This window comes from Streptomyces sp. NPDC001904, assembly GCF_040297005.1.
In the GTDB taxonomy this organism is placed as follows: Bacteria; Actinomycetota; Actinomycetes; order Streptomycetales; family Streptomycetaceae; genus Streptomyces.
The window spans coordinates 58,210-84,631 of sequence record NZ_JBEOYI010000018.1 but is presented as its reverse complement, the minus strand read 5'-3'; the positions used below and the strand labels follow the sequence as shown (position 1 = coordinate 84,631).

At 72.0% G+C, this 26,422-nt stretch carries 31 protein-coding genes and 3 pseudogenes; 19 read left to right on the top strand and 15 right to left on the bottom strand.

Annotation, left to right across the window (positions count from 1 at the left end; genetic code table 11):
* The first annotated feature begins 26 nt into the window (after nt 1-26).
* From ABT127_RS25985 to ABT127_RS25965, 5 genes are read left to right on the top strand one after another with little or no spacing between them, the layout of a single operon-like run.
* Entirely contained in the window at nt 27-1,589 is a 1,563-nt protein-coding gene (locus ABT127_RS25985) for a hydantoinase/oxoprolinase N-terminal domain-containing protein (protein ID WP_351454582.1), read from the top strand.
* The gene (locus tag ABT127_RS25980; RefSeq protein ID WP_351454580.1) at nt 1,582-2,661 is read left to right on the top strand and encodes an S-methyl thiohydantoin desulfurase family protein; all 1,080 of its coding nucleotides are present in this window, start codon (nt 1,582-1,584) and stop codon (nt 2,659-2,661) included. Before ABT127_RS25985 ends, ABT127_RS25980 begins: the two co-directional genes overlap by 8 nt.
* A gap of 10 nt (nt 2,662-2,671) precedes the next feature.
* Nucleotides 2,672-3,790: an S-methyl thiohydantoin desulfurase family protein gene (locus ABT127_RS25975; RefSeq protein WP_351454579.1), complete on the top strand. Its 1,119-nt coding sequence runs from the start codon at nt 2,672-2,674 to the stop codon at nt 3,788-3,790.
* Nucleotides 3,787-5,331: a helix-turn-helix domain-containing protein gene (locus tag ABT127_RS25970; protein WP_351454576.1), complete on the top strand. Its 1,545-nt coding sequence runs from the start codon at nt 3,787-3,789 to the stop codon at nt 5,329-5,331. Before ABT127_RS25975 ends, ABT127_RS25970 begins: the two co-directional genes overlap by 4 nt.
* 37 nt (nt 5,332-5,368) lie before the next feature.
* Entirely contained in the window at nt 5,369-6,268 is a 900-nt protein-coding gene (locus ABT127_RS25965) for an NAD-dependent protein deacetylase (protein WP_351454574.1), read from the top strand.
* A gap of 10 nt (nt 6,269-6,278) precedes the next feature.
* Here the strand turns inward: ABT127_RS25965 and ABT127_RS25960 are convergent, their stop codons facing one another.
* From ABT127_RS25960 to ABT127_RS25935, 6 genes are all read right to left on the bottom strand, one after another.
* Complete coding sequence (locus ABT127_RS25960) at nt 6,279-6,653, bottom strand: VOC family protein (protein ID WP_351454573.1); 375 nt, start codon at nt 6,651-6,653, stop codon at nt 6,279-6,281.
* 13 nt (nt 6,654-6,666) lie between these two features.
* Nucleotides 6,667-7,065, bottom strand: coding sequence for an ArsR/SmtB family transcription factor (locus ABT127_RS25955; RefSeq protein ID WP_351454572.1), 399 nt, complete (start codon nt 7,063-7,065; stop codon nt 6,667-6,669).
* Between the two features lie 196 nt (nt 7,066-7,261).
* The gene (locus tag ABT127_RS25950) at nt 7,262-7,636 is read right to left on the bottom strand and encodes a roadblock/LC7 domain-containing protein (protein ID WP_351454569.1); all 375 of its coding nucleotides are present in this window, start codon (nt 7,634-7,636) and stop codon (nt 7,262-7,264) included.
* A gap of 174 nt (nt 7,637-7,810) precedes the next feature.
* The gene (locus ABT127_RS25945; RefSeq protein WP_351454566.1) at nt 7,811-8,194 is read right to left on the bottom strand and encodes a PPOX class F420-dependent oxidoreductase; all 384 of its coding nucleotides are present in this window, start codon (nt 8,192-8,194) and stop codon (nt 7,811-7,813) included.
* 193 nt (nt 8,195-8,387) lie between these two features.
* Entirely contained in the window at nt 8,388-9,317 is a 930-nt protein-coding gene (locus ABT127_RS25940; RefSeq protein ID WP_351454564.1) for an alpha/beta fold hydrolase, read from the bottom strand.
* A gap of 118 nt (nt 9,318-9,435) precedes the next feature.
* On the bottom strand, nt 9,436-9,864 hold the full coding sequence (locus ABT127_RS25935; protein WP_351454561.1) for an SRPBCC family protein: 429 nt from the start codon (nt 9,862-9,864) through the stop codon (nt 9,436-9,438).
* 251 nt (nt 9,865-10,115) lie between these two features.
* On the opposite strand from ABT127_RS25935, the gene ABT127_RS25930 reads away from it, so the two are divergent.
* The 3 genes from ABT127_RS25930 (at nt 10,116) to ABT127_RS25920 (ending at nt 11,507) form a co-directional block, all read left to right on the top strand.
* Nucleotides 10,116-10,544 carry an organic hydroperoxide resistance protein gene (locus ABT127_RS25930; RefSeq protein ID WP_351454558.1) on the top strand — a complete coding sequence of 143 codons (429 nt, stop codon included), beginning with the start codon at nt 10,116-10,118 and terminating at the stop codon, nt 10,542-10,544.
* Between the two features lie 90 nt (nt 10,545-10,634).
* Entirely contained in the window at nt 10,635-10,853 is a 219-nt protein-coding gene (locus ABT127_RS25925; RefSeq protein ID WP_351454555.1) for a hypothetical protein, read from the top strand.
* 30 nt (nt 10,854-10,883) lie between these two features.
* Nucleotides 10,884-11,507 (top strand): GOLPH3/VPS74 family protein, encoded by a 624-nt coding sequence (locus tag ABT127_RS25920; RefSeq protein WP_351454552.1) that lies wholly within the window; start codon nt 10,884-10,886, stop codon nt 11,505-11,507.
* A 144-nt stretch (nt 11,508-11,651) separates the two neighbouring features.
* Here the strand turns inward: ABT127_RS25920 and ABT127_RS25915 are convergent, their stop codons facing one another.
* Together ABT127_RS25915 and ABT127_RS39365 are read right to left on the bottom strand one after the other, a co-directional pair.
* Nucleotides 11,652-12,254, bottom strand: coding sequence for a hypothetical protein (locus tag ABT127_RS25915; protein ID WP_351454550.1), 603 nt, complete (start codon nt 12,252-12,254; stop codon nt 11,652-11,654).
* Nucleotides 12,255-12,292: 38 nt separating this feature from the next.
* Nucleotides 12,293-12,979, bottom strand: coding sequence for a Bax inhibitor-1/YccA family membrane protein (locus ABT127_RS39365; protein ID WP_502971784.1), 687 nt, complete (start codon nt 12,977-12,979; stop codon nt 12,293-12,295).
* On the opposite strand from ABT127_RS39365, the gene ABT127_RS25905 reads away from it, so the two are divergent.
* A complete protein-coding gene (locus tag ABT127_RS25905; protein WP_351454547.1) occupies nt 12,978-13,904 on the top strand; it encodes an alpha/beta hydrolase in 927 nt (308 codons plus the stop codon). The genes ABT127_RS39365 and ABT127_RS25905 overlap by 2 nt on opposite strands.
* An 89-nt stretch (nt 13,905-13,993) precedes the next feature.
* On the opposite strand, the gene ABT127_RS25900 is transcribed toward ABT127_RS25905, so the two are convergent.
* The gene (locus ABT127_RS25900) at nt 13,994-14,467 is read right to left on the bottom strand and encodes a Dps family protein (protein WP_351454544.1); all 474 of its coding nucleotides are present in this window, start codon (nt 14,465-14,467) and stop codon (nt 13,994-13,996) included.
* Nucleotides 14,468-14,905: 438 nt separating this feature from the next.
* Here ABT127_RS25900 and ABT127_RS25895 point away from each other — a divergent pair.
* The 4 genes and pseudogenes from ABT127_RS25895 to ABT127_RS25880 all read left to right on the top strand — a co-directional run.
* Nucleotides 14,906-16,390, top strand: a pseudogene (locus tag ABT127_RS25895) (MFS transporter); the annotation flags it as partial.
* A 68-nt stretch (nt 16,391-16,458) separates the two neighbouring features.
* Nucleotides 16,459-16,824, top strand: a complete 366-nt coding sequence (locus tag ABT127_RS25890) for a response regulator (RefSeq protein WP_351454543.1) — start codon at nt 16,459-16,461, stop codon at nt 16,822-16,824.
* Between the two features lie 61 nt (nt 16,825-16,885).
* A pseudogene (locus ABT127_RS25885) lies at nt 16,886-17,212 on the top strand (SsgA family sporulation/cell division regulator); the annotation flags it as partial.
* 106 nt (nt 17,213-17,318) lie between these two features.
* Nucleotides 17,319-17,627 carry a WhiB family transcriptional regulator gene (locus tag ABT127_RS25880; protein ID WP_351454540.1) on the top strand — a complete coding sequence of 103 codons (309 nt, stop codon included), beginning with the start codon at nt 17,319-17,321 and terminating at the stop codon, nt 17,625-17,627.
* 216 nt (nt 17,628-17,843) lie between these two features.
* Here the strand turns inward: ABT127_RS25880 and ABT127_RS25875 are convergent, their stop codons facing one another.
* The 4 genes and pseudogenes from ABT127_RS25875 to ABT127_RS25860 form a co-directional block, all read right to left on the bottom strand.
* Complete coding sequence (locus tag ABT127_RS25875; RefSeq protein ID WP_351454820.1) at nt 17,844-18,047, bottom strand: histidine kinase; 204 nt, start codon at nt 18,045-18,047, stop codon at nt 17,844-17,846.
* 103 nt (nt 18,048-18,150) lie between these two features.
* Nucleotides 18,151-18,336, bottom strand: a pseudogene (locus tag ABT127_RS25870) (CHASE3 domain-containing protein); the annotation flags it as partial.
* A 176-nt stretch (nt 18,337-18,512) separates the two neighbouring features.
* Nucleotides 18,513-18,641, bottom strand: a complete 129-nt coding sequence (locus tag ABT127_RS25865) for a winged helix-turn-helix transcriptional regulator (protein ID WP_351454537.1) — start codon at nt 18,639-18,641, stop codon at nt 18,513-18,515.
* 15 nt (nt 18,642-18,656) lie between these two features.
* The gene (locus ABT127_RS25860; RefSeq protein WP_351454535.1) at nt 18,657-19,127 is read right to left on the bottom strand and encodes an SsgA family sporulation/cell division regulator; all 471 of its coding nucleotides are present in this window, start codon (nt 19,125-19,127) and stop codon (nt 18,657-18,659) included.
* A gap of 243 nt (nt 19,128-19,370) precedes the next feature.
* Here ABT127_RS25860 and ABT127_RS25855 point away from each other — a divergent pair, with 243 nt between their 5' ends.
* A complete protein-coding gene (locus ABT127_RS25855) occupies nt 19,371-20,210 on the top strand; it encodes a prephenate dehydratase (protein ID WP_351454533.1) in 840 nt (279 codons plus the stop codon).
* Nucleotides 20,211-20,310: 100 nt separating this feature from the next.
* Entirely contained in the window at nt 20,311-20,940 is a 630-nt protein-coding gene (locus ABT127_RS25850; RefSeq protein ID WP_351454531.1) for an HAD-IA family hydrolase, read from the top strand.
* A 97-nt stretch (nt 20,941-21,037) separates the two neighbouring features.
* Here ABT127_RS25850 and ABT127_RS25845 read toward each other — a convergent pair whose 3' ends face one another.
* Nucleotides 21,038-21,529 carry a TetR/AcrR family transcriptional regulator gene (locus ABT127_RS25845; RefSeq protein WP_351454817.1) on the bottom strand — a complete coding sequence of 164 codons (492 nt, stop codon included), beginning with the start codon at nt 21,527-21,529 and terminating at the stop codon, nt 21,038-21,040.
* Nucleotides 21,530-21,943: 414 nt separating this feature from the next.
* Between ABT127_RS25845 and ABT127_RS25840 the strand changes: the two genes are divergently transcribed.
* The 3 genes from ABT127_RS25840 (at nt 21,944) to ABT127_RS25830 (ending at nt 24,837) form a co-directional block, all read left to right on the top strand.
* Entirely contained in the window at nt 21,944-22,837 is an 894-nt protein-coding gene (locus ABT127_RS25840) for a Bax inhibitor-1/YccA family membrane protein (protein WP_351454529.1), read from the top strand.
* A 23-nt stretch (nt 22,838-22,860) separates the two neighbouring features.
* Nucleotides 22,861-23,304, top strand: coding sequence for a hypothetical protein (locus tag ABT127_RS25835; RefSeq protein WP_351454527.1), 444 nt, complete (start codon nt 22,861-22,863; stop codon nt 23,302-23,304).
* A 90-nt stretch (nt 23,305-23,394) separates the two neighbouring features.
* Complete coding sequence (locus tag ABT127_RS25830) at nt 23,395-24,837, top strand: aldehyde dehydrogenase (protein WP_351454525.1); 1,443 nt, start codon at nt 23,395-23,397, stop codon at nt 24,835-24,837.
* A gap of 67 nt (nt 24,838-24,904) precedes the next feature.
* Here the strand turns inward: ABT127_RS25830 and ABT127_RS25825 are convergent, their stop codons facing one another.
* Nucleotides 24,905-25,303 (bottom strand): VOC family protein, encoded by a 399-nt coding sequence (locus tag ABT127_RS25825; RefSeq protein WP_351454522.1) that lies wholly within the window; start codon nt 25,301-25,303, stop codon nt 24,905-24,907.
* A 127-nt stretch (nt 25,304-25,430) separates the two neighbouring features.
* Here ABT127_RS25825 and ABT127_RS25820 point away from each other — a divergent pair, with 127 nt between their 5' ends.
* Entirely contained in the window at nt 25,431-26,417 is a 987-nt protein-coding gene (locus ABT127_RS25820) for a helix-turn-helix transcriptional regulator (protein WP_351454520.1), read from the top strand.
* Nucleotides 26,418-26,422: the final 5 nt, after the last annotated feature.

Genomic DNA, 26,422 nt, shown 5'->3' with positions numbered 1-26,422 from the left:
AGGACCGCAAGAGAAAGGACCCCGCCATGCTCCGACTCGGCATCGACGTGGGCGGCACCAACACGGACGCCGTCCTGATCGACGGCGACCGGGTGCTGGGCGCCGTCAAGGCGTCCACCACCGCCGACGTCACCGGCGGCATCGTCACCGCACTGCGCGACCTGCGCGAAACCACCGGTTTCGACCCGGCCGCCGTGCACGCGGTGATGATCGGCACCACCCACTTCATCAACGCGCTCGTCGAGGGCGAACGGCTCGCCCCGACCGCAGCCATCCGCTTCGGCCTGCCCGCCACCCGCGCGCTGCCCCCGCTGGTCGCCTGGCCCGAGCGGCTGGTCGCCGCCATCGGCGGGCACAGCTACCTGTGCCACGGCGGCCACGAGTACGACGGCAGCCCCATCGCCGACTTCGACGAGACCGAGTTCCGCGAGGTCCTGGACCGGGCCGTCGCCGCGGGCGCCACCTCGTTCGCCCTGTCCTCCGTGTTCTCGCCGGTCAACGCCGAGTTCGAGTCGCGCGCCGCCGAGATCATCGCCGAACAGCTGCCCGGCGCACCGGTCAGCCTCTCCCACGAGATCGGCCGGATGGGCCTGCTCGGCCGGGAGAACGCCACCGTCGTCAACGCGGCCCTGCGCGGCCTCGCCGACCAGGTCGCCACCGGACTGACCCGCACCGTCGCCGACGCGGGCATCAGCGCCCCGGTGTTCCTCAGCCAGAACGACGGCACCCTCATGGACGTCGACTACGCACGCCGCTACCCGGTGGCCACCTTCGCCTCGGGACCGACCAACTCGATGCGCGGTGCCGCGTTCCTGTCGAAGCTGCCGTCCTGCGCCGTCGTCGACATCGGCGGCACCACCAGCGACGTCGGCATCCTGCAGAACGGCTTCCCCCGTGAGGCCTCCACCGACGTGCAGGTCGCGGGCGTGCAGACCAACTTCCGGATGCCCGACGTGCTCTCCGTCGGCATCGGCGGCGGCAGCCACGTCGTGCACGGCGCGTCCGGCATCGCCGTCGGCCCGGCCAGCGTCGGCTACCGGCTCGGCCAGGAGGCCCTCGTCTTCGGCGGCACCCGGCTGACCGCCACCGACGTCGCCGTCGCCGGAAAGCGCGCAGAGGTCGGTGACCCGTCGCTCGTCGCCCACCTGGACAGGTCCGTGATCGACGCGGCGCTGCGCGAGATCGACGACCGCCTCGCCGAGGTCGTCGACCGGATGCGGGCCTCCGCCGAACCCGTCCCCGTCGTCGCCGTCGGCGGCGGCAGCATCCTCGTACCCGACAACCTCGAAGGCGCCTCCAGCGTGGTGCGCCCCGACCACTTCGCCGTCGCCAACGCCATCGGCGCGGCCATCGCCCAGGTCGGCGGCGAGGTCGACCGGGTCTACTCGGTCGTCCCGCAGGCCCGCGACACGGTCCTGGACGAGGCCCGCCAGGAAGCCGTCGAGCGCGCCGTCGCCGCCGGTGCCCGCCCCGGCTCCGTCGAGATCGTCGACATCGAGGAAGTACCACTGGCCTACCTGCCGGGCAACGCGACCCGGATCCGCGTCAAGGCCGTCGGAGAACTGAGCCTGGGAGGCCACGATGCGTGAGATCACCGCCGACAACCTGCCCGATCTGGCGCGTGGCGCCGCCGTCCTCGGCACCGGCGGAGGCGGCGACCCCTTCGTCGGCCGCCTCCTGGCCGAGCAGGCGCTCAAGCAGCACGGACCGGTCACCCTCCTCGACGTCGACGAGATCGACGACGACGCCGTGGTGATCCCCACCGCGTTCATGGGCGCCCCCACCGTCATGCTGGAGAAGCTGCCCTCCGGCGACGAGATCCTCGGCGCGATGCGCGCCCTGGAGGACCTCCTCGGCAAGCGCGCCACCCACACCGTCTCCATCGAGGCGGGCGGACTGAACTCCATGTCCCCGTTCGTCGCCGCCGCCGAGGCCGGGGTGCCGCTCATCGACGCCGACGGCATGGGCCGGGCCTTCCCCGAACTCCAGATGCTGCTGCCCACCCTCGGCGGGATACCGGCCTCCCCGATGGCCCTGGCCGACGAACGCGGCAACTCCGTCGCGCTGCGCACCGACGGCAACGCCTGGGCCGAGCGCCTCGCCCGCGCCGCCACCGTCGAGATGGGCTGCAGCGCCGCCGTCAGCCTCTACGCGCTCACCGGCCGCCAGGCCAAGGACCACCTCGTCCCCGGCACCCTCACCCTGTGCGAGCGCGTCGGCCGGGCCATCCGCGAGGCCCGCGAGGGACACGACGACCCGGTGGCCGCCGCGGCGACCACCCTCGGCGGACGCCTCGTCTTCACCGGCAAGGTCGCCGACGTGCGGCGCACCACCACCGGCGGCTTCGCCCGCGGCACCGCCCGCCTCACCGGACTCGACGGGGACAGCGGATCCACCCTCGAACTGTCCTTCCAGAACGAGAACCTGGTCGCCACGCACGACGGGACCGTCGTGGTCAGCGTGCCCGACCTGATCTGCGTCCTGGACAGCGACTCCGGCGAACCGGTCACCACCGAGACGCTCCGCTACGGCCTGCGCGTCAGCGTCCTCGGCGTCCCCTGCGACCCGCGCTGGCGCACCCCCGAGGGCCTGGCCCTCGCCGGCCCCGGCTACTTCGGCTACGACCACACCTACGAGCCGCTTCCCGCCGCCGAAGTGTGATGATCGAAGCGTGACCACCCCGCCGCCCGCCCCCGAGCGCACCCTCACGGCCACGCGGCTGCCCGCGCTCGCCGTGGGCGCCCAGCTGCTCGGATCGGGCGGCGGCGGAGAGGTGGCCACCGGCGCCCTGCTGCTGCGCCGCGAACTCGACCGGACACCCGTCACCCTGATCCCCGCCGCCGACCTGCCACCGGACACCGCCGTGGTCCACGTCGGCCAGGGCGGCGCCCCCGACGTCCTCGCCGAGCGCCTCGCCGACCCCGACGACTTCGTCCGCGCCGTCCGCACCGTCACCGACGTGACCGGACGGCCCGCCGGCGCGGTCGGCGTCATCGAGGTGGGCGGCCTGAACACCCTGATCGCGGGCGTCGCCGCGGCCCGCCTCGGCCTGCCGCTCGTCGACGGCGACCTCATGGGCCGCGCCTTCCCGCGCATCGATCAGACGGTCGCCGCCCTGCACGGCCTCCCCACCCACCCGCTCGCCCTCGTCGGCCCCGGCGGCGACACCGTCGTCGTCCGGGACTGCGCGCCCCGCCGCGTCGAACCCCTGCTCCGCGCCAACGTCCTGGCCCTCGGCGGAGCCGCCGCCGTCGCCCTGCACCCGCTGCCCGCCGAGACCCTCGCCCGGATCGGCGTACGGGGATCAGTGAGCGCCTGCCTCCGCCTCGGCGAGCGCTTCCTGGCCGCCGCGGGCGACCACCGCACCACCCCCGACGACCTCGCCGCCGCCCTCGACGCCGAACTGCTCGCGGTCGGCCGCACCGAGGAGATCGTCCCGCGCCAGGACCTGAGCCCCGGCTGGGCCACCCTCACCGACCGGCGCACCGGCGCCGTCGTCCGCGTCGACCTCCTCGACGAGTACCTGGCCGTCACCGTCGACGGCGTCACCCGCGCCGCCTGCCCGCGCATCGTCACCGCCGTCGACCCCAGCGGCCGCCGCCCGCTGCGCGCCGACCAGATCCGCACCGGCCAGCACCTGGTCCTGCTGGCCCTGCCCGCCCTGTACGACTGGCCCGCGGAGGCCACCGCCCTGGTCGGCCCCGCGGCCTTCGGCCTCGACCTGACACCCGCCCCGCACCGCACGGCGCCGCCCGGCTGGGGCCGCCGCACCGAGAAGGGCCCGGCATGAGTGCGACACCCACCGTCGCGGACCTGCTCGCCGACCCGCTGCTGCGCACCGCCCGCACCCTCGCCGGACACGCGGGCCTGGACCGTCCGGTCACCGACGTCATCGCCTACCAGGGCACCCTCGACGCGATCGCAGGGCACCTCGTGATCTGCGACGCCCGCGACGCCGCCCCCGCCTACCGCCTCGACGCGCTGGTGCGCCGCGCCCAGGAGGCCGGCGCGGCCGCGCTCTGCGTCACCGTGGGCGACACCGACCGGCCGCCCCTGTCAGCCGTCCGGCTCGCCGACCGGCTGCGCATCCCCGTGCTGTGGGCACCGACCGACGACCCGTTCCGCCTCGCCCTCGACCTGACCCTCCGGGTGCGCGCCCCCGAGGTGGCCAGGGCCCGCACCGTGGAGACCCTGGTCCGCCGCCTCGCCCACCACACCGAGGGCCCGGACCTGATCGTCGCGGCCCGCGCCGTCCTCACCGCGGACATCAGCCTCGTCACCCCCGACGGCGCGGCGATCCTCGGCGACCCGGTCCGCACCGACACCCTGCGCCCCGAACTCGCCGTCCCGCAGCGCACCGCCCGGCTGCTCGCCCACCCCGTGCACGCCGACCCGTCCGCCGGGCGGCGCCCGGGCGGCGCCGCCCCTGTCCCCGCCTGGCTGCTCTGCCCCGTGGACGGCGTCGACGACAGCCGCGCCGAGACCATCACCCTCGGTCTGGCCCTGCTCGAACCCTTCGTCCGGTCCTGGCTCGCGGGCGCCCGCACCCGCGCCGACCACGACCGGGCCGCCCGCCGACGGCTGCTCACCGACGTCGTCACCGGCCGGTCGAGCGTCAGCCGGGAGACCGTGGAGCGGGCCGTCGCCCTCGGCTGGCGCCTGGAGGACTGGCACCTCGGCCTGTTCGTCCGCGCGGAACACACCCCCGCGGGCGACGGGGCCGACACCTTCGTCACGGCGCTGGTCGCGGCACTGGCCCGGCACGGCCTCACCGTGCAGGCCGTGGCCGAGGACGACGCCTCCTGGGACCTGTGGGCCAGCAGCGTCCGGCCGCCGGTGACCGACGACCCCCGCCGACTGCTGCGCGACGTCCGCAGAGCCCTCGCCGACCTGCCCGTGCGGCGGCGCCTGGTCGCGGGCATCGGCCGGCCCCACCAGGGCCCCGGCGGTCTCGCGGACACGCTGACCGAGGCCCGCAACGCGGCGCGGCTCGCCGCAGCCCGGGAGTTCCGCCCCGCCGTGGAGCACACCGACGAACTCGGCGTGGGCCAGCTGCTGGCCGCCTGGCAGCAGTCCGACATCACCCGGGCCTTCGCCGAGACGGCACTCGCCCCGCTGCGCGACCCCGAGCACGCCCACCTGCTGACGACCCTGCGGGTCTTCCTGGAGAGCGGCGGTTCGGCCGCCGCCACGGCCCGCGCCCTCGGCCTGCACCGCAACACCGTCGGTGCCCGGCTGCACCAGGTCCGCGACCGCCTCGGCATCGACCTGGACGACGCGAGCTACCGGCTGGCCCTGCAGATGGCCTGCCGTGCCCTGACCGGCACCTGACCGGCCCAGGACCGCCGGGCTGCGTACGCTGGCAGACATGCGGATCAGACCTACGCTGAACTGGGAGCCCACCGGCGATCTGCCCGCGCCCACGACCGATCTGTCGGCCGTCGTCGACGCCGTGCGAGCGGGCGGAGTCGTGGTGCTGAGCGGTGCGGGCCTCTCGACCGAGTCGGGCATCCCGGACTACCGGGGCGAGCACGGCTCACTGCGCCGGCACACCCCGATGACGTACCAGGACTTCATCGGCGGCGAGGAGGCCCGGCAGCGGTACTGGGCCCGCAGCCAGCTCGGCTGGCGCGCCATGACCCGGGCCCGGCCGAACGCCGGGCACCGTGCGGTGACCGCGCTGACCCGCGCCGGTCTTGTCACCGGCGTCATCACGCAGAACGTCGACGGTCTCCAGCAGGCGGCCGGCGCCCGGCACGTCATCGAGCTGCACGGGAGCCTCAGCCGGGTCGTCTGCCTGCGCTGCGGCCGCACCAGCACCCGTGCCGAGCTGGACCGGCAGCTGCGCGCGGCCAATCCGGGGTTCGAGGCGGTCGCCGAGCGGCACCGGGCCGCGCGGGTCAATCCGGACGGTGACGTGGAACTGCCCGAGGCGGCGGTGCGCGAGTTCCGGCTGGTGCCGTGCGAGGCCTGCGGCACCGGAGTCCTCAAGCCGGACGTCGTCTTCTTCGGGGAGAACGTCCCGCCCGAGCGTGTGGCGCTGTGCCGGGAGACGGTCGACGGCGCCACCACGCTGCTGGTGCTCGGCTCGTCCCTGACGGTCATGTCCGGGCTGCGCTTCGTCCGCCGTGCGGCCGACGCGGGGACTCCGGTCCTGGTCGTCAACCAGGGGCCGACCCGGGGCGACCGCTGGGCCGCCGGCCGGGTCGAACTGCCGCTCGGCGAGGCGCTGTCCACCGTGGTGACCGAGGTCGGCGCGTCCGGCTGAGCGCGGCCGGTCAGGCGCCGGGCAGGAAGAGGCAGAACAGGTGGCCGTGCGGGTCGCGCATGACCCGTACGTCCGGCTGGGGCTGATGGTCCTCGATCGTCGCCCCGAGAGCGCGGGCCCGTTCGGTCTCCGCGGCCAGGTCGTCGACCTGGATGTCGAGGTGGGCCTGCATCTGCTGGGTGCCGGGGCGCGCGGGCCAGGCCGGCGGGGTGTGGTCGGGCTCGTACTGGAAGCTGAGACCGGGGCGTTCGCGCTCGGGAGCGCGTAGTCGTACCCACTCCGGCTGGCGGTCCACCTCCGTCCAGCCGAGCAGGGCGCGGTAGAAGTCCGCCAGCGCGCGCGGATCGGGAGTACCGAGGACAAAGGCTCCGAGCGTCGTCGTCATGCTCCCCATGCTGTCAATGGCGGACGTGTGCGGCGGGTTGCCCGGGATGTTCGGAGTGTTCCGGGCGCTCGTCGTGCCCGGGGACCTCGGAGTCCTGGAGTTCGGCCAGCAGGGCGCTCTGGCCCGCGAGCAGTTCGGTGAGGATCCGGCGGGCGGCGCGCAGGAGTTCGGCGACGTCACCCCCGGCGAGGGCGTAGTTGACGGTGGCGCCCTCGCGGGTGGAGATGACGATGCCGGAGCGGCGCAGGACGGCGAGTTGCTGCGAGAGGTTCGAGGGTTCGATGTCGATGTCGATCAGCAGATCGCGTACCGATACCGGCCCGTTCTGAAGCAGCTCCAGAACACGTATCCGGACCGGGTGTCCGAGCATGCGGAAGAACTCTGCTTTGACCTGGTAGAGGGGCGCCTGCACGGGGATCGCTCACTTCCCTGGCTCGGAGTGCGGATGCGGGTGTGGAGACGGGGAGCGGCGGCCACTCCCGCCGCCGCACCCGCCGTGCCGTCCCATCCTTCCCGGCCGGAGGCCGCCGGATCCGAGAGTTCGACGGATGCAGAGATGGAGACGTGAAGAAGTCTTCAAGTCGTGAGCAAAGAAAAAGAGCCGGGGCTCAGACTTCCAACTGCTCCTCGACGCGCCGGAGATGATGCCGCGCCATTGCGAGGTTCGACCGGCCCTTGTCGATGACGAGGTAGATGAACAGCCCGTTCCCCGTGCGGCCGGAGACCGGGCGGATCAGGTGGTACTGGGTGCCGAGGGTGATGAGTATGTCCTCGATCTCGGCCTGGAGGCCGAGCGTCTCCATGGTGCGCATCTTGGCGCGGATCACGTCGGTGTTGCCGGCCGCCGCGACGGTCAGGTCCAGTTCCTTGCCGCCGCCCAGGGTGCCCAGCGCCATGCCGCTCGTGTAGTCGACGACGGCGGCCCCCAGCGCACCCTCGACCTCCGTCAGCAGGGTCTTGAGGGACACTTCCACATTGGTCACGGGTTCTCCTCCATGGGATGCGGGGGCTGGAACTCCAGCCCCCGCCGGAACCCTAGACAGTTGAAGGCAACACGGCATGGCATATGCCCAAATCGATTGCCGGAGACTTCTTCTCTTTGCTCCCTGTGCCCTTCGGTCCGAATTTGATCAACGGAATCACTCACTGATGGAGCATCAGAGGGTGATCTCGATACCGATGTTGGGCTTCTTGCGGACACGGAGGACCTTGAGGATTCCGTTGCCGATCCGCGAGGTGACGTACTTCTTTCCGAGCAGCTTCTGCGCGTCGGCGGTGCCCGCCTCGTCGAGCAGGCGCGCGGTGCCGGACAGGACGGCGGCATCGGGGGCGATACGTCCGCGCACGGTGCAGACGGCGACCGTCACGGCGTCGTTGTTGCGGATCCGCTTGACCTTCCAGGAGTCGGCCGGTGTCACGACGAGGACCGCACCGTCGGCCCGCGGTACTTGCCACACGGGGGTCGCGACCGGGGTGCCGTCCTTCCGGTGCGTCGTCAGGCTGATGTAGGTGGCGCGGCGGATCGCGTCGATGTCGGACATGCGGGGGAGTCTAACGAGCCCGGTGATCTTCATGGCTTCCGGAACCTTCGTGACTCCTGTGCCGCGTGTTCGCCGACCGGGTATGCCCTCTGGCGGTGGGGAAGTTGAACCGGGAACAATGGGGGGTGCCGGCTCCGCCGTCCCATCCCCGTGACGGCGGAGTCCGGTCTGCCGACGTGGCCGCACCTCCGGGTCAGCGGCGGCGGTCGCCGGGCTTTTCGGTACCGGCGCTCAGGATGAAGTCGCGGACGGCGTCGGCGAAGAGCTCGGGCTCTTCCAAGTGACCGAAGTGCCCGCTGTTCTCCAGCGTCAACAGCCGGGCTCCGGGGATCAGTTCGGACAGTTCGCGGCCCCAGCGCGGTCCGCAGATGACATCGTGCAGGCCCACCACGACCAGGGTGGGCACATCAAGTCCCTTGAGCGCGACGCGGTCGTCGATGACGTCGGGGGTGAGGTCATCGTCCAGACCGGAGATGTACGTGGCCCGGATCGCGTCCCTGAACGGCGCCAGCCGTTCCTCGTCGGCCCAGTAGTCGGCGAAGTACGACGGCAGCACACCGCGGGCCACGGCCACGGTGCCGTCGTCGTCGCGGATGCGGGACATCGCGCCGAACGCCGCCAGCACATCGGGCAGTCCGGGGTGCCCGGCGTGTCGCGCGGCCCAGGCCTCCACCATCCGGCCCGCCTCGGCCCCGTGCTCGGGCCCGGTGACGGGTGCGCCCTCGTAGAGCACGATCCCCGCGAGCCGTTCGGGCCGGTGCAGTGCGTGGTGGGCGGCCACGAACGCCCCGTGCGAGTGCCCCAGCAGATGGACCTCGGGCACGCCCAGGCGGCTGATGAGCACGTCGAGGAAGCCGCTGTACCGCTCCCGGGTGTACCCGTGCGGGTGTGAGGGCAGCCGGCTGTCGTCGGCCGTGCCGATGGGCTCGACATACACCATCGTCAGATGGTCCTCCAGCGCGGGCATGCGCAGGTAGTCCCAGGCGATCCCGGGGCCACCGGAGTGGACCACACACACCGGCCCCGAGCCGTGCACGTGGTACCGCTGGACGATGCCGGCCAGCTGATAGGCGTGACTGCCGGGGGAGAGCGGGCCGGCGCCCTGGGTGGGCGATGCGGTCATCGGTGGCTCCAGGTGGGGCGAGGTGTGATGGGGGTCGACAAGGTGTGATGCGGGCGCCTGTCGAGGCGGGCACGTGTGAGCGATAGCCCGTAAGTGCTGCCCGCCGCCGGCACATGTGTCATGCTGCCTGAAGCGGTCCGGCGAACGACTTGCGCAGTGAGGCGGGCGCCGCGAGCGGCAGCAGTGAGGCGAGCACCTTGCCCTTGAACGTGCCTGGTGTGCGGGTCAGTTCGACATCGACCCGGGTGCCGGGGCCCTCCGGAGTCATTCGGAAGACCCAGCCGCCGCCGGCTCCGAACAGCTTGGAGTCGAGGGTGGTGATGGTGACCGTGTCGCCCCCGGGCTGCCACTCGTAGCGCGCCCGCTCCCAGGCGGCAGCGGTGCCTTCGGTCACCTCGGCCCAGGTGTCCCCGAGGCCGTGCACCTCGAAGTGGTCGGTGTCGATCGTGGGCCAGGACTCGGCGCGCGAGGGACCGAAGTCCGTCAGCACCGCCAGGACGTCCGACGGGCTGAGCGTGGACAGGAGATGAAAGCGGACGACTGCCATGGGTTCTTCCCTCACCGATGGATAACTGGTCTGACTGGTGACGAACGCTCGCACGGCCGGGTGTGACCTGTCAAGATGGGCGAGGTGTCGGGTGTGAGGTCCCGAGTGGACGTTGAATGCCCCGAGTAACTGTCTTGACTGGTGACGTAGATATCTGCCACGATTCCATCACCGCCCCAACTGGTGCCCCTGATCGGGTCAGTTGCGGGGCGTGCCCGAACACCTACCGACCCGGATGGGGAGCACGAGTCATGGCTGTCAGCTACACCGCTGTTGTCGACGTCGACGGAGAGGGCCGCAACGGAGGCCGTGTCCACTCCTCGGACGGGCTGCTGGAGACCGGCCTCGCCCTGCCGAAGGAGCTCGGCGGGTCAGGCGCCGCGACCAACCCCGAGCAACTGCTCGCCGCCGGCTGGGCCGCCTGCTTCCTCGGCGCCCTGCGCCGCGCCGCGACGAGCCGCAAGATCCGGCTGACCAGCACCGCCATCACCGCCGAGGTCACCCTCACGCACGGCGACGACGGCGAGTTCTCCCTCTCCGCGGTCCTGACGCCGGTCCTCGGAGGCGTCGACCGGAGCACGGCTCAGGAGCTTGCCGACGCCGCCCATCAGATCTGCCCGTACTCCAAGGCCACCCGCGGCAACGTGCCGGTCGTCATCGACGCCCGGGCCGCCGCCTGACCTTCCCCCGAACCGCGGGCCCCGTGCCCCTTCCCCCGGCACGGGGCCCGCACCATCCGCACCGCCGACCGGAGAGAGACGGCACACGCCATGGTTTCCGACACGTACTCGCGCATCCGGACCCCCGAGCGGCGCCGCGCCGTCACCCACCCCTCGCCGGTCTCCACCATCGGCACCACGGGCACCACCGACCCCACCGGCACTGTCCCGTTGGGCGACCACGAGCGCCACGACACCACGCAGATGTGGAGCTGGTCCGCGACCGCGGTCATGTGGGGGTACGGCCCGTCGGTCTCCGACTTCCTCTGAGGCCCGGCCGGACGTCAAGGAGCTCCGCTGATGACCACCACAACCACCGCACAAGACCTCGTCCTGGTCGCCCTGGACGTGCCGCACGAGCAGCGCGCGGAACCCGGTGCCCTGTCCCTCGCGCTCGCGGGCGCCGAGGCCATCGACCTCGTCATGAGGGGCGCGCTGTCTGTGGACGGCGACCGCATGGTGCCGGGCCCCCGACGACCCGCAGATGACGGCCTGTTGGACCGTGCGGCCGCGACGCTCGTCCGCAACGAGCCGTACGAGACGGTGGAGAACTGGCTGTGGCGGCGCGGCCCCGGACTGGCCGCCGCCTACGTCGCCGAGCTGGAGCGGTCCGGCCTGATCGACCGCCCGCGCCCGAAGCGCCACAAGTTCTGGGCGAGACCGGCGGACCCGGATCGCCGTGCCGATGTCCTCGCCCGCCGCGCCGCGCAGGCGCGCGCCGCGTCCTGCGAACCCGTACTCGTCGAGCTGCTGGCGGCGACGAGGCGTCAGGACACGTCGTCGTGGCAGCGGCGGGACGACCCGGGCGATGACGCGGTCGTCACCGTCCTCGCCGCTGTAGGGGAGGCGGTCACACATCTGGCGGCCGCGCGGTTGCGCCGGGCCATCGAGATCGACGCGTTCGACAACATCTGGCGTGCATAGGGCGGCGTGCACAGAGGCACGCCCGGAAACGTCCCCGGGGAGAATGTGGTGCCGCCGGACACATCCCTCCCGCGGGGGCCGTCGGCCACCGTCCGCGGGAGGAGGGGATGTGTGTCCGGCCGTCGTCCGCCGGGGCGTGTGCGCTCAGTTCGCGGACTTCACGAGGGTGTACATCACGGACCGCTGCTTCTTGTGGCGCCGGATGCGGCTCTTGGCGACCAGCGATTCGAGCGTGTTGCGCACCACCTGCGGCGTCGGATTGCGGTCCGGGTGCTTCGCCAGGAGTTCCTCGCGCAGATCGGATGCCGGCTGCGGAGTGTCGTGTCCGGCGAGCAGGTCGACCAGCAGGTCCCCGAGGAGCGGCTGACGCGACTTCCCCTTCGCGCCAACCTTTCCCTTCGCGTCACCCTTCGCCTTCGTGCTCGCCGTGGCCTTCTTGGCTGCGGGGGCCTTTCCGGCCGGAGTCCTGGTGGTCGCGGGGGCCTTGGCGACCCCGGACGTCTTCTTGGCTGTCGGCGCCTGTGCGGCGCCCGCTTCGTCCTGGACCTGCTCCGGCAGGCGCGAGGCGTCGGCGAAACCCTCGTACCGCTCGGCAAGGTTCAGGATGTCCACCAGCAGCGCCTCCTGCTGCTTCAGGACCGCGAGCTGGTCCGCGAGTTCCTGCTGACGCCGGCGGTTGTCCGCCAGGTCCGACGCGGCCTGTTCTGCGTACCGCGACCGGAGCGTGGCGGCTGATCGGCTGCTCACAACCGTTCACTCCCTCCATATGGATGTCGCTGCGCATGCTACCCACGCGAAGGGTGCCGTGCAGATGGGTGTGGATACCGGGTGGGCCGTCGGCATGTTGGCCGGGCATGTTCACTCTTCACGATAGACGCAAAGGCGCTGGTGCGCGGGAGTCTCGGACGTCCCGCCCCGACGGCATCGGGGCGCACGCGCACATGTGTCCGAAGGGTGGGGATGTCACATGTGCTGCCAGCGGATGTGGTGGTCTTCTCACACCTGATACCTGTATCTGGCATCTGGCACCGCCGACCGTGCACATGTGAGGAGTTGCCCACGGGCTCGTCACCCGGCGGCGCGGTCCCGAACTGGGCCGGAAGACCCGACAGGACGAAGGCGGCGAGGGCGGCACCGACGGCGATCGCGTACGAGCGTCCGACGGCGGCCTCGTCGACGGGCAGCAGCAGCCACGACACCACCGCGCCGAGCACGACGGTGCCCAGTGTCGTCGCGGTGTGGACCACCACGTCGTCCACGGTCAGCGCGGAGGTGGCGATGTCCTTGTCGGCCACGGCGACGCCGGTGACATAGGGGTTGGTCCCGTGCCTTACATGTGAGGGGGAAGGTTCTTTCCCAGGCAGAAACCTGTCTCTTTTCGAGGCGGCCGGCCCCTGTGATCGTAGAGACGTGTTCAGGACGGACCGAGTCCGCGGACCGCGAGGACACCAGGAACAGGGAGAGTGCCCCATGGCCAGATTCAGCGTCACCTTCGACAGCGCCGGCATCGAGATCGCCGCTCACCTCTACCTGCCCGAGGGGGCCGGATCCGGACCGTGGCCCGCGCTGGTGGTCGGTCACCCCGGAACGGGAGTGAAGGAGCAGACGTCCGGCACCTACGCGCAGTCGATGGCCGGGCGCGGCTTCGTCACCCTCGCCTTCGACGCCGCCCACCAGGGTGAGTCGGGCGGGCTCCCGCGCGGCCTGGAGGACCCCGGGCAGCGCGTCGAGGACTTCAAGGCCGCCGTCTCCTACCTCACCACCCGCGACGAGGTCGACGCCGGGCGGATCGGTCTGCTCGGCATCTGTGCCTCCGGCGGCTACTCACTGGCCGCCGCCGGCGGCGACCACCGCGTCCGTGCCGTGGCCACGGTCTCCACCGCCGACCCGTCCCGCCAGTTCCGCCTCGGTGCCGACGGCGGCCAGGACCCGGCCGTCTTCCGGTCCTTGCTGGACGCGGCCGGACAGGCGCGGACCGCCGCCGCCCGGGGGACGGACCCGGGGGTGATGACGATGTTCCCCGAGATGGCGGAGCAGGCCCGCGAGCTCGGCGGTGAGCACGGCGTCGAGGGGTTCGAGTACTACTGCACCGCGCGCGGCGGGCACGAGCGGTCCGCCAAGTTCCTGGCCTGGGAGAGCATCGACAAACTGGCCTTCTACGACGCCTTCTTCGCCGTCCCGCTGATCGGACCGCGCCCGATGCTCCAGATCATCGGGGAGCGCGCCGTCACCGCGTGGATGGCGGTCGAGGCGCACCAGCGCGCCACCGGGAGTGCGGAGTTGTACCGGATCGAGGGCGCCAGCCACGTCGACCTGTACGACAAGAAGGAGTACGTCGACGAGGCCGTCGACAAGCTCGCCGACTACTTCGCCACGCACCTGGGCGCCGCGAGCTGATCCCTGCGGGGGCGGCCCGTCTCCGTGGCCCGTCTTCGTGTCCCTTCCGCGCGGCCGCCCCCGGGATCCTCCGGTCCTTTCGGGGTCCGTCAGCCCCTGTTCTCGGCCTGGAACATCCAGCTCTGCTTCTCCAGCGCCGCGGTCAGCCCGATCAGCAGATCCTGTGTCACGGCGTCGACCGGACCGGTCAGTTCGACATGGGTGCGGGCCCGTGCGATGACGGCGGCGAACGTCCGGACCAGCGCGTCGACGGCGTCGACGTCCTTCGTCCAGCCGGCCGGGAAGGCGGGCGCGCCGCTGGTGGCGGCGATCGTGGCCGCCCGGCCGTCCGGGCTGACGCCCAGTGCTGCGGCTCGCTCCGCCACCGCGTCCGCGAAGTCGCGGGCGGTGCCGACCACTTCGTCGAGCTGAAGATGGATGGAGCGGAAGCGAGGCCCGTAGAGGTTCCAGTGTGCCTGCTTGGCCACCAGGGACAGGTCGAGAAGGTCGACCAGTGTCGCCTGGAGCGCCTCGCCCGCGATCGCGCGTTCCTTGTCCGGCAGCGGGCCGTTGATGACCGTCATGAGTGCGGTCCTTTCCGAAGAAGTGGTTCGGACGTGGTGGTCGCCTCAGTGTCGAGTCTCCTCGTCGCCCCGGGATCAGTCGACCGACTGACCCTCGCCACGGCGCAGCGCGCCCCCGAACTTGCCGACGCCAGGGTCGACTTTCCTCCATGTGAGCTGCACGGCTGGGTGTTCCGTCCCCGTGACGCAGTCAACCGACGGATGTGTGTGTCCTGCAGGGGCCTCAAGACTGAGCCGGTGTCCGCACCCCGCGCCCGGCTTGCGCCGACCGGGGCGAGAGCCTCTCGGCCCGGTCACCACCCCGCTGTCACCCACGTAAGGACGCGACACCCCATGACCACCACCCCGGGCGCCGGCGTACGGCCCCAGGCCCACCCCGGCGGCGGGCCGCAGCCCGCGCCGATGACCCACGCGCAGATCATGCGGGCCTTTTAGGGACTGCTGCTCGGCCTGTTCGCCGCCATCCTGTCCTCGACCGTCGTCACCAACGCCCTGCCGAGGATCATCAGCGATCTCGGCGGCGGCCAGAGCGCCTACACCTGGGTCGTCACCGCCTCCCTCCTCGCGGTGACGGCGTCCACCCCGCTGTGGGGCAAACTCGCCGACCAGTTCTGCAAGAAGACGCTCGTCCAGTCCGCGCTGGTCGTCTACTGCGTAGGCTCCCTCGTCGCCGGACTCGCGCCGAACGCCGCCACGCTGATCACCGCCCGCGTGATCCAGGGCCTCGGCGGCGGTGGACTCTCCGCACTGGCGCAGGTCGTCCTGGCCGCGATGATCTCCCCGCGCCGGCGTGGGCGTTACTCCGGCTACCTCGGGGCGACCTTCGCCGTGGCCACCGTCGGCGGTCCGCTGCTCGGCGGAGTCATCACCGACACCAGCTGGCTCGGCTGGCGCTGGTGCCTCTTCATCGGCATCCCCTTCGCGCTCGTCGCCCTGGTGGTACTGCAACGGACACTGAACCTGCCGGTGACCGGACGCGCGGCCAGGATCGACTGGACGGGCGCCTTCCTCGTCAGCGCGGCCGTCTGCCTGCTGCTGGTCTGGGTCACCTTCGCCGGGGACACGTACGCGTGGCTGTCCTGGCAGACCTGCGCGTCGGTCGCGGGCGCCCTCCTGCTGACGCTCGCCTTCCTCCTCGTCGAGACAAGAGCGGCCGAACCGATCATCCCGCTGCGGCTGTTCCGCAACCGCACCATCGCGCTCGCCTCGCTGTCCTCCCTGTTCGTCGGCGTCGCCCTGTTCGCGGGCACCGTCTTCCTCAGTCAGTTCTTCCAGCTGGCGCGCGGCGACTCGCCGACGCGGTCGGGGCTCATGACGATCCCGTTCATCGCGGGGCTGTTCGTCTCCTCGACCGTCTCCGGACGCGTCATCACCCGTACCGGCCGCTGGAAGGGCTGGCTGCTCACGGGCGGAGTCCTGCTCACGGCGGGGCTCGCACTGCTCGGCATGCTCCGGTACGACACCTCGTACGTGTTCATCGCCCTGTGCATGACCCTGATGGGGCTCGGGGTCGGCATGACCCTGCAGAACCTCGTGCTGTGCACCCAGAACCAGGTGTCGGCCGACGACCTCGGCGCCGCCTCCTCGACGGTCACCTTCTTCCGCTCGCTCGGCGGCGCGGTCGGCGTCTCGGTGCTCGGCGCGATCCTCACCACCCGGATCGGCCACTACACGCGCGACACCCTCACGCAACTCGTTCCGGCCGACCGCGTCACGGCCGCGCGGGCCTCCGGCGACGGCGCCTTCCCGGACCTCGCCCTGCTGCCCTCCTCCGTGCGCACCTGGCTGGAGAGCGCCTACGGACACGGCATCGGTGACCTCTTCCTCTGTGCGGCCCCGATCGCCCTGATCGCCCTGCTGGTGACCCTCTTCATCAAGGAGGTTCCGCTGAGCGCCCAGAGCGGCCTGGCCCGTGCGACGCGTGAGCCATACACAAAACCGTAGGGATTCCCCTATGGCCGCACCGTCGGACCGCCCGGCAAGCTGGGATCATGTGCATCGGTACCGTCGTCGTCGACGACGACCCCGGATGCCGCCGCGTCGCCACGACGCTGCTGACGGCGCGGGGCCTGCGGGCCGTGGCGGAGTCACCGGACGGTGCGTCGGCCCTGGCAGCGGTGCGGGCCCACCGCCCCGACGGGCTGCTGCTCGATCTCCGTCTGCCCGACGCGGACGGGCTGGGCGTGGCGCGGCAGCTGACCCGGGAGGACCGCCCGCCGCGGATCGTGCTGACCTCCACCGACACGTCGCTCTGGTCGCGGGAGGAACTGCGCGGCGCCGGCATCGAGTCCTTCGTCCCCAAGGACAAGCTGGTCGACGCCGACCTGCGGGGGCTGTTCGCCCCCACCGCGCCCTGACCCGGCCAAAGACCCGCCGGGGCCTTCTCCTTGAGCAGGTGTCCCACGCCGCTGTCTCCCCGTGGAGACCACGCTCTGGGTGATCTCCGCCCTGTCCGTCCGCCGCGCCGGTGAGTTCTCGTACGACACCCGCGACCCGCCGGCCGTCACCCTGATCGTGGCCACGGACGGCGACCGGTTCGTGCGCTGGGTCTTCGCCCGCGATCTGCTCACCGAGGGCCTCACCGCCCGGACCGGCGCGGGCGATGTCGCACTCTGGCCGGTGGACGGCGCCGACGGCGAGCGGTCCGCCTTCTGCCTGCGGCTGGGCAGCACCCGCACCGCGCTCTTCGAGATCCCCGTTGGACCCGTCGCCCGCTGGCTCGCCGAGACCTACGCCTTGGTGGCCCGCGGCGCCGAACTCGACGGCGTGGACCGGGACGTCTCGTCCAGCCCGCGTAATGACCCCCGCACCTGTCTCACGCACACCTGCGACACCCACCACCTCGAAAGGCATGACGATGCACAGCTCCCCGCGCCCCCTCCTCGTCGACTGGCAGTGGCAGGACCGGGCCGCCTGCCGCGGTATGAGCAGTTCGGTCTTCTTCTCCCCGTCGGGCGAGCGCGGCCGCGCCCGCCGCGACCGCGAGGAGCAGGCCCGCCGCATCTGCGCCGGCTGCGCGGTCGCCGACCGGTGCGCCGCGACGGCCCTGGCGCACGAGGAGACGTACGGAGTCTGGGGCGGCCTTTCGGGCAAGGACCGCCGGCGACTCGGCACGGACCATGCCCGGAGGAGCACGGCGGACGGCACCGCCCGGCGGTGACGGCACGCGCGCCCCGCGGATCACGCGGGAATCGGTATGCGGATCCGCAGGGTGGTGCCGCTGCTTGACCGCGTGGGTCACCGCCTCGGCCACGACGAAGTAGGCGTTCGACTCGACCGTGGGGGAGACCCTCCGCTCGTGCGCGCGCTCGACGACCCTGGGCACAGGGCCACCGCACCGCGAGATCGTGCACAGCGGCCACCAGCCCCTTCATCGTCAGGACGAGCGGACAGATACCGGAGGCGAGCTCCCGCAGTTCGTTGACGGCCGTCTGCGCGTTGTCGATCGACTGGTCCAGCAGATCGAGCGCCGGGGTCTGCGTGGCGGGATCAGCTCCCGCGCGAGCCGCAGCCCGATCATGAGGCTGACAAGTCGCTGCTGCGCTCCGTCGTGCAGATCGTGGGCCGTGCGCCGGTGCACGGCCGCGGTGCTCTCCACGATGCGTCGGCGGCTGTCCTGGAGGGAGGGAGGCCGCCATGGTGTTGAACGACGTGCCGAGCGCCCCGATCTCGGCCACCGAGCTGGGCGGCATCCGCACACTCAGGTCGCCGCCCGCGAGTTCCTGAGCCGCGGCCGCCGCACCGCGTACCGGCCGTACCACCGCCCGGTGTTGGTCGCGCGCCTTCGGCAACGGCGGGAGGAACTCCTCCCGCCCGGTGATCACGAAACCGCGCGGCCCCGTCTCCAGGTCGAGCAGCAGCCGTTCCATCGTCCCGGCCTCCACGAGAGCCGTACGGGATGCGCGATGGTCCGACACCGAGCTGTTCGCGTCGGAGATCGCCCACAGCAGCACGGCGAACGCGACGCCGATCAGCGAGGCCGGCAGCACACTCGCCACGACCGTCAGGCTCGTGAGGCCCAGGGATCCGGGTCCGCGCTCCGGTGCTACGGCCGTGTCCGCGTGTGGGACAGCATCTTCTCGCTGATGCCCTCGATGTGCCGGCGCAGCACGCCGAACGGGGATTCGCCCTGGTGGAGCGCGGCCGGCACGAGGATCCCCCAGCGGCCCGTCACATGGGGACGCCTCGCTCAGTCGGAGTGCGCCCGAGGGCCGTGCAGCAGATCCGCGGCCGTGACGTCCCAGTCGACGTCGGCGAGTTCCTCCCCTGCGGGGACGAGCTCGTACGTGTGCGTGAGCCACGCGGCCAGGGGCGGCACGGGCAGCTCGAACAGGGCGGCCGTGTCGCCGGAGGCCAGTTGCATCCGGGCCGTCGCTCCGCGCTGCCCGGCCGCGGGCCAGACCCGTACGTCCCCGAGGCCGCTCATCGAGTACAGCCCCTCCTGGAGCAGGTCCCGCCCGATCCGCCACAGCACCCGCGGACCTCCCTCGGCGACGAACTCCACCGACACGACCAGCGGCGCCGCCGGGTCGAACAGGAACTCGGCCCTGATGGCCTGCCGGGCACGCACGCCCAGGACGCGCTCGATGTCCAGGGTCAGCCGGGGGCGACGGCCCGGGACGCTTCTGCCGGTCGGGGCACCTGGTGCGTGGCCGCTCATGACGTGGGTCCTTCCCTGGGGCGGAGGCTGGCGCGCTCCACTCTCGTCGTCCGCGACCCGCTGTACTTAAGTAGGTTGACCGTGCATCACGACCCGTTCCACCGTCGCCCGCCGCGAGTCGTCATGCCGTCGCCACCCCCTGATGCGGCTCCGGGCGCCCGGAGCACCGATACTGCACCTGGTGCGGTGTGCGAGCGAGCGGCTGCCGCCCGGCGACAGAACCACGTGGAAGGGCGTAAACCGGTGACAACCGTCACGTACCAGGGTGAACTGGGATCCAACTCGGCGACCGTTGCGAGCGCGCTGTTTCCCGGGGACCCGCAGCTGCCGTGCACGAGCTTCGAGCAGGCCCTGGACGCCGTGACGCTGGGTACGGCCGATGTCGCGGTGATCCCCGTCGACAACTCCGCCGCGGGACGCGTCGCGGACGTGCACCACCTGCTGCCCGAGTCGGGGCTCTTCATCAACGCCGAGTACTTCCTCGCGATCCGCTTCGACCTCATGGGCGTGCCCGGTGCGACGCTCGATCAGGTGGAATGCGTACGCAGTCACGTGCACGCGCTCGGCCAGTGCCGCAAGCTGCTGCGCGAGGGCGGCTGGCGCACCCTCGTCTGCGACGACACCGCCGGAGCCGCGCGCGAGGTGGCCGAGCTGGGCGACCCGCGGCACGCGGCCCTCGCCCCGCCCGCCGCGGCCGCGCTGCACGGTCTGGAGGTGCTGCGCGCGGGCGTCGAGGACGACCCGGACAACACCACGCGATTCGTCGTCCTGTCCCGCGAGGCCGCCCCGGCTCCGGCCCTCGGGGAACCGACGATGACGAGCCTGTTCTTCTGCGTGCGCAACATCCCGAGCGCTCTGTACAAGGCGCTCGGCGGATTCGCCAGCAGCGGCGTCAACCTCACCAAGATCGAGAGCTACCAGATGGGAGCGGGCCGCAGCGCGAGCCGGTTCTACGTGGAGATCGAGGGCCACCCGGACGACGAGCGGGTCGCGCTGGCCCTGCACGAGCTGCGCTTCTTCTCCAGCGAGGTACGCGTCCTCGGTGTCTTCCCCGCGGACCCGCACCGGTACCGGAGCGCCTGACCCGGGTACGCCCTGTGCCGAACGGGCACACATGTCCCGCTCGGGGAGAAACACACCTGTCGGTGCGGGACATGTCTCGGCGACGCTCTAAGGTGTGCGTATGACTCTCCACCGCAAGGGACTCGTCCTCGACTTCGGTGGTGTGCTGACGACCCCTCTGCTGCCCGCCGCGCTCGCCTTCGAGCGGCGCGCGGGACTGGCCGAGGGGACGCTGCTCACCGGCCTCTATCTGAACCCCGAGGGGATCGCCCGCACCGAGGACCTGGAGCGGGGCACCATCGGCCAGCCGGAGTGGAACGAGGCGGCCGGCCGGCTCCTCGGCCTCGACCCGGACAACCTGATGGGACGGATCTTCGCCGACCTGCGCCCCGAACCCACGGTGATCGCGGCGGCCGCCGCCGCGCGCCGGGCCGGGGTGAAGGTCGGCATCCTCTCGAACTCCGTGGGCCTCACGCCGTGGAACCTCTACGACGGATACGACATCGACGAGCTCTACGACGCCGTGGTGCTGTCCGAACTCCACGGCACGCGCAAGCCCGAGCCCACGATGTTCCGGCTCGTCCTGGACCGGCTCGGGCTGGCGGCCGAGGACTGCGTGTTCGTCGACGACACCGCGCAGTACCTGCCCCCGGCGGCGGAGCTCGGTTTCGCCACCGTGCACGCGGAGGACCCCGCGCGGACGGTCGCCGCGCTGGAGGACGCCCTCGCCATGACGCTCACCGGCGGCTGACGGAACGACCGGCTCCGAAGCCGCGCGCCGCCGAACCCATGGAACGGCCCCTGCGGACACACGTCCTCCCGTGTGTCCGCAGGGGCCGTCGCCGTGTTCAGGACGCGGTGCCGAGCCCGCGCAGCAAGGTGGCGACGACGATGTCCGCCGCCTGCCCGGGGCTCAGTTCGGGCAGGCGGCGGGCGACCAGGTGCATCAGCTGGGGGAGCAGCTCGTTCGCCCAGCCCTGCGGCAGACCGGACCGCAACAGCCCCTCGTCGGTGGCGCGTTCGAGGAAGGCGTCCACCTCGCGGACCGACACGTCCCGGCGCTCGCGCAGGCTGTCGTCGGAGAGCATCCGGGTGAGGTCGACGGGCCAGTCGCGGTTCACGCCGATGATGTTCTCGACGTAGCGGTGCAGGGCGACGGCGACGGGTGCCTCACGGAGCCGGGCGTCCTCGACGGCGTGCTCGATCGCCGTGAGGCGGGCCTCGTGAACGGCGGCCAGAAGATCCTCGCGGGAGGCGAAGCGCCGGTAGACGGTGCGCCGGTCCACCCCCGCCTCGGCGGCGATGCTCGCGATGCTGGTGGCGGGGTCGGCCGCGAGCATGCGGGCCGCGGTGGTCAGGACGGTTTCCAGATTGCGTGCTGCGTCGGCTCTCACGGCCCCGAGTCTAGGCTTCGTATGGGGAGCCTCGCACGCCTAGAGCTACTTACGAGTGGAATGTAACTCCATAAATGTTACATCAGAGTGGTAGTTGTGTGACGTGGCGTGCCCACTGCCGACCACAGTGCGGCAAGCGCCTTGGGAGAGACCACCCACCGCCCCGAGACACGTGTGCCTCGTCGTGCGGCGCACCGTCATGTGACGGATGCGCGCGGCCCGGATCACGCGACAGGCTGAAGTCCCCACTCCGGTGCGCCCGTCGGCACCCCGGAACACGCACGGCCGCCCCTGCGCCCCGCCGCATCGGATCACGGGGCTTCGGCGGCGGTGCGCCCGACACGGAGAAGAGGATCCGACGTGACACCGGTCGAGCAGCAACGCACGATCAGGAGCAGCAATCCGGTGCTCCGCCTACCGCAGTTCACCCCGCGCGGCGGGCAGAAGACGGCGGCCCGCGATCCGCGGGCCGGGCGCACCGTGGCCCGGGACCGGATCAGGGCGGGCAAGGACGTCGAGCAGCCGCCCACCGAGGAGCCCGACGCGCCCCCGCTCCTCGTGGGCGACCTGATGACGATCGGCGACGTACTGCCGCGTGCCGCGACCGCTCTCGCCACGACGGTCCTCGCGGCCGTACTGACGTGGACGCTGCTGCCGCTCGGCACGCTTCCCCTCGGTGTCCCGTACGCGATCGCCGGCGGGGCCGGGCTGCTCGCCGGGGCACTGGTCGTGGTCCAGTGCCGAGGTAACCCGTCGTCCGGGTCGCTGACGCTGGCGTTCGCCGCGTGCCAGGGCGTCTTCCTCGGCGCGCTGTCCTGGACCGTCTCCAGCCAGCTGTCACCCGGAGTCCTCGTGCAGCTGGTGCTCGGGACGATGGCGACGTCCGCCGGGGCGCTGACCGCCCGTGCCCTGCGCTGGATACGTGTGACCCGCCGGTTCTACGGGTTCGTGGGCGCGGCCCTGCTGGGCTTCGCCTTCCTCGCGCTGGCGGACCGGCTCCTCCTCCCACTCGTCGGGGCGGACGTCCTGGGGCTCCACCCCCTCGGCCTCGGCCTCTTCTCCGGGTTCCTCGGCGTCGCCCTCGCCGCGTGCTTCCTCTCCCTGCACGTCGGACAGGTCGAGGACGGTGTCGCCTTCGGCGCCTCCCGTGACCGGGCCTGGTCGGCCGCGTTCGGCCTCACCCTCACCCTGACCTGGCTCTACGTGGAGACGATGCGGCTCTTCACCCTCTACCCCCACGACGACCTCTACTGAACACGCGACAGAAGGCCCTCCCCATGCACGACACCGCACCACCCCGGACTCCGCACGACACCCGCCGCCGGGCCCGGGGCGCGAGGACGGGCCGGCCTGCGCTGACGCTCGTACCCGGTTCCGACGCACACCGGACCGTGGAACTGTCCGCACTCACGGCCGAGCCGATGCCCGCCGACGTCCGGGGCGCGCTCGTGCGACCGACGGGCGGCGCTCTCGTCGCCGACTGGCTGCCGCTCGGCCGGGCCACCGCCGTGCCGGAGGGCCGCGTGCTGCTGTCCTGGACGCCGGTCGGCCCGGACCGGACGGACGTCACGGCCCATCTGGGACACGCGGACGGCGTGGAGCTGCTGGCTGTCTGGCCCGGCCTGCGCGGCGAATGGTCCAGCGTGGTCCGCCCCACGGTCATCCAGGTGACCGGCCTGTACGCAACGCTCCACGCCGCGCGACGCTCCACTTTCGTCTGAGTTATCGCCTCATAGGTGAGCGACTGACGAAGCTAAGTGCTACATTGAAGTGACAGTTAAATTGATACCTTCACCCGGGGAGAGAAACGCATGATCACCTACGACCGGCTGTTCATCGGGGGCTCCTGGACCGAGCCGAGCACCCCGGACCTCCTCGACATCGCCTCCCCGCACGACAGGTCGGTGATCGGCCGTGCCGCCCAGGCCCGGCCCGCCGACATCGACCGGGCGGTGGCCGCGGCGCGGGCGTCGTTCGGGGCGGGTGCGTGGCGGCGGACCGCGCCGGCGGAGCGGATCGCGGTCCTGCGGCGGTTCAATGCGCTGCGTGAGAAGAACGCCGAGAAGGTCGCCGACCTGATCTCGCTGGAGAACGGCTCGGCGGGCTGGTTCACCCGGGCCGGCCAGCCCGGACTCACCCGACAGGCGAACGCCTACCTGAAGGCGGCGGAACAGTTCGGCTGGGAGGAGACCCTGGTCCTCTCCGATCCGGCGTCGCCGACGCGCACCGTGGTGCGGCGCGAGGCCGTCGGCGTGGTCGCCGCCGTGATCCCGTGGAACTCGCCGTTCTCCTCTGCCACTTCGAAGATCATCCCGGCTCTGCTCGCGGGGAACTCCGTCGTGCTCAAGGTGTCTCCGGAGAACTCGCTGAGCATGGGCTTCCTCGCCGAACTGCTCGAACAGGTCGGCCTGCCCGACGGTGTGCTGAGCGTGCTGCCCGCGGACCGTGAGACCAGCGAGTACCTGGTGGCCCACCCGGAGGTCGACAAGATCGCCTTCACCGGCTCCACCCGCGCCGGCCGGCGCATCGCCTCTCTCGCGGGCGAACAGCTCAAGCGCGTCAGCCTGGAACTCGGCGGCAAGTCCGCCGCGATCGTCCTCCCGGACGCCGACATCGAACGCGTCGTCTCGGGCCTGAAGTTCGGCTCCCTGCTCAACAACGGCGAGTCGTGCATCGCCCAGACCAGGATCCTCGCCCCGCGCGGCCGCTACGAGGACGTGGTCACGGCGCTGAAGGAGATGGTGGAGTCGCTCGCGGTCGGCGATCCCGCCGCCCCGGACACCTTCATCGGCCCGATGATCCGCCCCGACCAGCAGGAGCGGGTCCGCGACTACATCCGGATCGGCATCGAGGAAGGGGCGCGGCTGGTGACCGGCGGGCCGCAGATCCCCGAGGGCCTGGAGAAGGGCAACTACGTCACCCCCACCGTCTTCGCCGACGTCGACAACTCCATGCGGATCGCCCAGGAGGAGATCTTCGGCCCGGTGCTCGTCGTGATCGCCTACGACGACGAGGACGACGCCGTCCGCATCGCCAACGACTCCGAGTACGGCCTGTCCGGCGGCGTCTGGTCCGCCGACGAGGAGCACGCCCTCGCGGTCGCCCGCCGGGTCCGCACCGGCACCGTCACGGTCAACGGCGCCTCCGTCGGCTTCGACGGCCCCTTCGGCGGCTTCAAGGCCAGCGGCATCGGCCGCGAGTACGGCGCGGTCGGCCTCGGCACCTACACCGAGTACCAGACCATCACCCTCTGACCGGGCGGGGTCCGTCGGGCGGGAGGTGCGAGGCGCCCCACGGATCCGCGCCCGGCGTACGAAGGGTTCAGCGGGCGAACTTCGCGACGGCCGCCTCGGTCACCGGCGTGAAGAAGTTGACGAGATTGCCGTCGGGATCGCGCAGCAGCAGCGACCGGTTGCCCCACGGCATCGTCGTGGGCCCGCCGACGAACTCGGTGACGAACCCGCTCAGGTCCGCGTGCACCCGGTCCACGTCGTCGACGAGGAACTCGGTGATCACACTGTGGTTGTCGGCCGGTCGCGCCGATCCCGGGGCGAACAGCGCGACCGTTCGGGAGCCGGCGATCGCGAGAGTGGCGCCCGCCGTCCGCAGTTCGGCGAAGTCCTCCGTGGCCCACTCCGCTCGGACGCCGGTGGCCCGCTCGTAGAAGTCGACGAGGCGCGGCACATCGCCGGTGATGATGCGGATCGAGACGAAGTCCATGGGAATCTCCTTGGCCGTGCGAAGGGCTGTGCGAGTGACTGTGTGAAGTGCTGTGAGGTGCTCGCGTGTCGCAGGCTAGGACCAATAGAGGACAGAATCGGTCCGGTATGGGCGTTAGAGTGCGGCCATGTCCCGACCCACCGGCCGCGTGCTCACCCTCCTGGAACTGCTGCAGTCGGGCGGCACCCGGACCGTGGCCGAGCTCGCCGACCGGCTCGGCGTCGAAGGCCGCACCGTCCGTCGGTACGTGGAGCAGCTGATCGACCTGGACGTGCCGGTGGAGTCGGTGCGCGGCCGCTACGGCGGCTACCGGATCGGCCCCGGATACCGGCTGCCGCCGCTCATGTTCAGCGACGACGAGGCGCTGTCCGTCCTGCTCGGCCTGCTCGCCGGACGTCGCGCGGGGCTGACCACGGATCCCACGGCGAGCGAGACGGCTGCCGCCAAGATCCGGCGCGTGCTGCCCCGGCACACCGCCCGCCGCCTGGACACCCTCCTCGACGCGCTGGCCTTCACCGACGGGAGCGGAGGTGGCGCCGCGCCGGACGCGGGAATCCTGCTCACCCTCGCCGACGCGGTACGCCATCGCCGCCCGGTGTCGATCCGCTACACCGGCCGGGACGGACGACGCAGCGAACGCACACTGCACCCGTACGGCGTCGTCGCCCACGCGGGCCGCTGGTACGTCACCGGCGCGGACCCGCGCATCGGCGAGGACCGGACCTTCCGGCTCGACCGCGTCGGCGACGCGCGGACCCTGCCCGGCTCGTTCGAGGCACCCCCGGACCTCGACCCGGCACAGCGGGTGATCTCCGGATTCGCCACGGCCGCGTACCGCCACGAAGTGGTGTTTCGGGTCCACGCGACAGCCGAGCAGGTCCGGGCCCGTCTCCCTGCGAGCCTCGCCACCGTGGCGGAGGACGAGCCCGTGACGGGGGAGCCCACGGCGGCCGAGGGCTGGCTGCGGGTCGTGCTGCGGGCGGAGCGGCTCGACTGGCTGCCGCCGGTGCTCGCCGCGCTCGACCGGCCGTTCGTCATCGAGCGCCCCGGGGAACTCCGCGACCTCGTCGCCGCGTTCGCCGATCGCCTGGCGGCCTCCGCCCGCCGCACCTGACAGCG

Excerpts from the sequence above, each read along its gene's own strand:
- ABT127_RS25900 (WP_351454544.1), bottom strand. The coding sequence starts at position 14,467 with ATGACGGTCATCAACGGCCCGCTGCCGGACAAGGAACGCGCGATCGCG.
- ABT127_RS25835 (WP_351454527.1), top strand. The coding sequence starts at position 22,861 with ATGCACGACACCGCACCACCCCGGACTCCGCACGACACCCGCCGCCGG.
- ABT127_RS25940 (WP_351454564.1), bottom strand. The coding sequence starts at position 9,317 with ATGACCGCATCGCCCACCCAGGGCGCCGGCCCGCTCTCCCCCGGCAGT.
- ABT127_RS25935 (WP_351454561.1), bottom strand. The coding sequence starts at position 9,864 with ATGGCAGTCGTCCGCTTTCATCTCCTGTCCACGCTCAGCCCGTCGGAC.
- ABT127_RS25880 (WP_351454540.1), top strand. The coding sequence starts at position 17,319 with ATGACGATGCACAGCTCCCCGCGCCCCCTCCTCGTCGACTGGCAGTGG.
- ABT127_RS25945 (WP_351454566.1), bottom strand. The coding sequence starts at position 8,194 with ATGTCCGACATCGACGCGATCCGCCGCGCCACCTACATCAGCCTGACG.
- ABT127_RS25830 (WP_351454525.1), top strand. The coding sequence starts at position 23,395 with ATGATCACCTACGACCGGCTGTTCATCGGGGGCTCCTGGACCGAGCCG.
- ABT127_RS39365 (WP_502971784.1), bottom strand. The coding sequence starts at position 12,979 with ATGGGGCACTCTCCCTGTTCCTGGTGTCCTCGCGGTCCGCGGACTCGG.
- ABT127_RS25845 (WP_351454817.1), bottom strand. The coding sequence starts at position 21,529 with ATGCTCGCGGCCGACCCCGCCACCAGCATCGCGAGCATCGCCGCCGAG.
- ABT127_RS25970 (WP_351454576.1), top strand. The coding sequence starts at position 3,787 with ATGAGTGCGACACCCACCGTCGCGGACCTGCTCGCCGACCCGCTGCTG.
- ABT127_RS25985 (WP_351454582.1), top strand. The coding sequence starts at position 27 with ATGCTCCGACTCGGCATCGACGTGGGCGGCACCAACACGGACGCCGTC.
- ABT127_RS25860 (WP_351454535.1), bottom strand. The coding sequence starts at position 19,127 with ATGAGCGGCCACGCACCAGGTGCCCCGACCGGCAGAAGCGTCCCGGGC.
- ABT127_RS25960 (WP_351454573.1), bottom strand. The coding sequence starts at position 6,653 with ATGACGACGACGCTCGGAGCCTTTGTCCTCGGTACTCCCGATCCGCGC.
- ABT127_RS25920 (WP_351454552.1), top strand. The coding sequence starts at position 10,884 with ATGACCACCACAACCACCGCACAAGACCTCGTCCTGGTCGCCCTGGAC.
- ABT127_RS25965 (WP_351454574.1), top strand. The coding sequence starts at position 5,369 with ATGCGGATCAGACCTACGCTGAACTGGGAGCCCACCGGCGATCTGCCC.
- ABT127_RS25905 (WP_351454547.1), top strand. The coding sequence starts at position 12,978 with ATGGCCAGATTCAGCGTCACCTTCGACAGCGCCGGCATCGAGATCGCC.
- ABT127_RS25980 (WP_351454580.1), top strand. The coding sequence starts at position 1,582 with ATGCGTGAGATCACCGCCGACAACCTGCCCGATCTGGCGCGTGGCGCC.
- ABT127_RS25825 (WP_351454522.1), bottom strand. The coding sequence starts at position 25,303 with ATGGACTTCGTCTCGATCCGCATCATCACCGGCGATGTGCCGCGCCTC.
- ABT127_RS25925 (WP_351454555.1), top strand. The coding sequence starts at position 10,635 with ATGGTTTCCGACACGTACTCGCGCATCCGGACCCCCGAGCGGCGCCGC.
- ABT127_RS25850 (WP_351454531.1), top strand. The coding sequence starts at position 20,311 with ATGACTCTCCACCGCAAGGGACTCGTCCTCGACTTCGGTGGTGTGCTG.
- ABT127_RS25890 (WP_351454543.1), top strand. The coding sequence starts at position 16,459 with ATGTGCATCGGTACCGTCGTCGTCGACGACGACCCCGGATGCCGCCGC.
- ABT127_RS25930 (WP_351454558.1), top strand. The coding sequence starts at position 10,116 with ATGGCTGTCAGCTACACCGCTGTTGTCGACGTCGACGGAGAGGGCCGC.
- ABT127_RS25820 (WP_351454520.1), top strand. The coding sequence starts at position 25,431 with ATGTCCCGACCCACCGGCCGCGTGCTCACCCTCCTGGAACTGCTGCAG.